Source organism: Shewanella sp. 10N.286.45.A1 (assembly GCF_041470405.1).
Lineage (GTDB): Bacteria > Pseudomonadota > Gammaproteobacteria > Enterobacterales > Shewanellaceae > Shewanella.
The window spans coordinates 1-4,009 of the sequence record NZ_JBFRMK010000414.1 but is presented as its reverse complement, the minus strand read 5'-3'; the positions used below and the strand labels follow the sequence as shown (position 1 = coordinate 4,009).

The window sequence follows — 4,009 nt, the reverse complement described above, 5'->3', positions numbered from 1 at the left end:
AGCTAACAGCTAACAGCTAGCTCTTAAGCCATACGTTGCGTCGGCTTCCAGCGTAACAACTGTGTCGGTAGCTTAACACCTTGTGAGGTTAAGCTATTTACGCGATTAAGGTATGCTGCGCCATACATTAGATGCTTAGCAACATCGACAGCATTACGATCTTGGTAGTTGTCTAAGTAACTGCCTTTTGCCCACTGGTTAAAGGCGCCTAAAGCAGGACCAGCCCAAATTTGGTAGTCCATTTCACGGCCGGCTTCACCTGAATTTGACCAGCGGCTAGAAAGGCCTAGATACCAGCGGAAAATCAGTGCCATTTTACGCTTTGGGTTACCTGTCGCACGTTCAATTTGCTTAGGATCTCGCTCGTTAAAGTGTGCCACGGTTCCAGCCCAAATATCATCAAGGGTCGAACGGAAGACTTGTTTTTCAAGCTTTTCACGTTCATCAGCTGGAATCGCTTCTATTGAGTCATAACGCGTGTAGAGCTCGTAAAGTTTGTTGGCACGCATTGGGAACAAGGTACCGCGCTTAACCACTTGCAGTTTCACGCCCATCTCGAACATATCCGCTGCTGGAGCCATAGTCACATCGGCCATCTCTGTGGTCGACAGTAGTTTACGAGTGTGTTCACTTGCGCCCGCTTCAACACAGGCTTGGTTGACAGAACCCGTTACGATATAAGCTGCGCCCATATTAAAGGTTGCTAGCGCCGCATCAGGCGTTCCGACACCGCCACCACAACCAACACGAATAGGTGTTGGATATTGATATTTAGTTTGGATCTCCTCTTTTAGCGCCAAGATAGTTGGCAAAAGAGTGACTAAAGGACGGTTATCGGTATGGCCGCCTGAATCGGCTTCAGCGGTAATATCATCTGCCATCGGTACAAGTTGCGCCAATTCCATCTGTTCTGGCGTGATAGAGCCTTCATCTACAAGCTTTTGCAGCATCTTTGCTGGGGCCGGCATCATGAACTTTTCAGCGACTTCGGTGCGGCTCACTTTTGCGATAACTTTATTGGCGACAACGACATTACCTTGAGCATCACGGCTTAGACCTGCTGCACGGTAATAGACGATTTGCGGCGTTAAGCCCAAAAATGCTGATGCTTCAACGGTGCGCACCTTATGTTTTAAAAATAGCTCAACACTGCCACGCTCTAATGCAGGCTCGCTTGGGCTATGAATAAGGTTAAACATGTACGGGCCATTTGGCAGCGCGGCTTGAATACGGTTAATAGCGGCTTCAACGCGGCTTGGGATAAGTCCTGCAGCGCCAAATGAACACAAAATACCCGCTTGGCCGAGCGCAATCACTAACTCTTCAGAAGAGATCCCATTTGCCATTGCGCCTGCGTAGTAAGCGTATTTTACCCCGTGAACGCGGCGGAAATTACTGTCGCCTAAGCTTTCTGTACCGAGTGCAGGGGTGAAAGCGGAAACAGGTAGGCTATTGCTGTTAGCGGCTTGGTCAGCGACAAGTTCTGCTGTTTGCGCGATGCCAATGCCTTTGTCACTATGATTTACTACATAACAGCCACGGCTGAAGTCTTTTAGCTGCTGCTCCATCACGGCAACATCAAAGCTGATGTTGGTGTCGGTGACCAGCCAAGGCCACGGAGATAGCATTTCATTAGTTGTTGTAGGATTCATTATATTTAAGACCCTTAATCATTTGTTTTGAGCCAGCGGCTCTTAGCTATTCTTTTAATCTAATTTATTGACGTCTTTAATGGTTTAGAGCGCAGCTAGTTGGTCGCGATTCAAGGCGAAGGCGCGCAGCCTATGCTAATAGGTGAGCACCTTCAACGATGAAGCGTGGCGATAATAGCCAGCTAATCAACCATTAAATAGATTCTTCGATCGATATTGCAATATCAAACACTTCGTATATGCGCAGACCATCTTTACTTAGGCTTGCATTACCGGTGATCACTTTCTTGCCATTTTCATCTTTAACAGAGGTGATACTGACATCCATCGACATCTGCTTGTTCAATGGGTTGATCTGACCACGGTACTTCCACTTAATGTTTGAAAGTATTTGACCAAACTTAGGATTGTTAAATCCAGCGCCTAGATCTTTACTGATAGCATAAGCTTGCATGGTTTCGATAATCGCTTCAACACCCAGAGAGCCTGGCATGACCGGATCTTGATGGAAATGGAACTGGAAGAACCAATCACTAGGGTCAATAGTGCGCTCGGCGTATAGGTAACCTAAGCCCTCTGTGCCGCCATTATCAACAATTTCAACACTGTCGATAAAGTTAAGCTGACCACCCGCTAGGCGGTAATGTGGTTGACTTGCTGGGGCATTGAAATGACGACAGCTCTTATCCAGCAGGTTAACAGTGGTTGTCGGTGCAACACCGTTAGCGACGTGCCAAGGTTGAGTCACTTTACCGTTATCAAGACCGAGTTGGTCTTTTAGTGCGTCTCCTTTAAAGTAACCAAACACTGCGCTGCCGCGGTAGAAGGGCTCACCATCGGTGCTTAACTCGAAGCTAAAGCTCTGAATGATGTTGGTACCTGCCATCACTGTTGATAGCAAGCGTGAGTCATTGCGAATAGTCTTGCCACGCAAATCGACTTCACGTAGTAGCTCACCGCTACCATCTAAGTTACGGAAAAACAATTCAAGCCCAGGGAAGCCAAGAGTTGTACCCATGTAGCCTGAGATAAAGCCATTTGGCTGCAGTGAAATCTCCATCAAAATGGAGTAAGGCATTACTGCTTGGTGGCTGTTTTTATCAAAATACCAAGCATCTGTCGGCACTTCATATTCAGCGATACATGATGATGGCTTTTTAAAGTCGCCGCGCTTACCGTTCACTTCGATAACACGGGTAGTCACTTGCAGATCGCCACACGGAGTACGTGGTGGGATCATGCCGCGGTAGATAGAGAACTCAGGACCGAAGCAGTTTTCAATGTTACCTGTGGCAAATTCAAACATGTGATACGGCGTAAATGGCACGGTATCGGGGACACGGTTTGGATAGTCTGGTGTGATAGGTGCTTCAACGTGTGAAATTGGGATCACACCTTTGTTAGGCGCTTTAGTCAGGTCGGGGATTTGCGCCATCAATGGTGCATTAACCGATGCTGCTTGGTAGTTTTTATTGCGAGACGCCGCAGGCGCACTTTTATCAGATGCGTGATGACCTGCCGTAGCAGATGCTTGCTCATTGTTTGTCGTAAGATGCGGGTAACGAGTACACTCATCTTCCTCTTTGATCATCACACCTAAGTTTTGGAAATCCACCACGGCTTTGCCGTTAAGCAAAATATCAATATTCGCTTTGGCATAAGGCTGCGGATTAAAGCCAATTTCAGTGACTTCCATGCGGTAAGTCAATACACCAGATTGCGGCAATACTTGACCACGGCAACGAACTTGCTGTGAGGCATTTTCTAGTGGCTGGAAACGACCATTGTTAGTTTGGGTGTGCATACCAAGGTGCAGCATATAGAACTGCAGTAACTGACCACAACCTTCAGCCATTAATGAGCCTGCCATCACCTGATCACCTTGGAAGTGACAAGGGAAGTACCAATGGTTAGCTTCAAGTTGCTTATGACCCTCAATCAAGCCTAAGCCCCATGTGCCACCATTGCGCTCAACTTTACTTACCTGCTCAATCATCAAGAATTTCTCTGATGCGAAGCAAAGTGATGGTTGAGCATTACCCTTATGGCTCGCGCCAAAACAACCTTCGATATCTGCCGTTAATAACTTGTGGATTTCAGGGTAACTAAAGCTGGTTTTAGGGCAATCAAGTAGCGGATTAAAGGTTTTCTTCACCGCTAAGCTGCGGGCTTTAATTTCGTCTTCAGTGCGAATAACCCCTTTACCGTCGGCCAGTTCTTCATCGGTGAAGAAGCCTGCACAACCACCGTCCATTTTAAGGATCATGGTGTCGCCAACAAAACACTCGTAAGAGAAGAAGAACAACAAAGTTTCTCCGTTACGGGCATAGTTGTTGATCTTAATATCGTAACGCAGG

1 protein-coding gene and 1 pseudogene are annotated in these 4,009 nt (G+C 47.0%); both read right to left on the bottom strand.

Annotation, left to right across the window (positions count from 1 at the left end; translation table 11 throughout):
* Positions 1-23: 23 nt before the first annotated feature.
* Positions 24-1,652, bottom strand: coding sequence for an eicosapentaenoate synthase subunit PfaD (pfaD, locus tag AB4238_RS22100; RefSeq protein ID WP_372035753.1), 1,629 nt, complete (start codon positions 1,650-1,652; stop codon positions 24-26).
* Positions 1,653-1,845: 193 nt separating this feature from the next.
* Positions 1,846-4,009, bottom strand: a pseudogene (gene pfaC, locus AB4238_RS22095) (eicosapentaenoate synthase subunit PfaC); the annotation flags it as partial.

Excerpts from the sequence above, each read along its gene's own strand:
- pfaD (WP_372035753.1), bottom strand. The coding sequence starts at position 1,652 with ATGAATCCTACAACAACTAATGAAATGCTATCTCCGTGGCCTTGGCTG.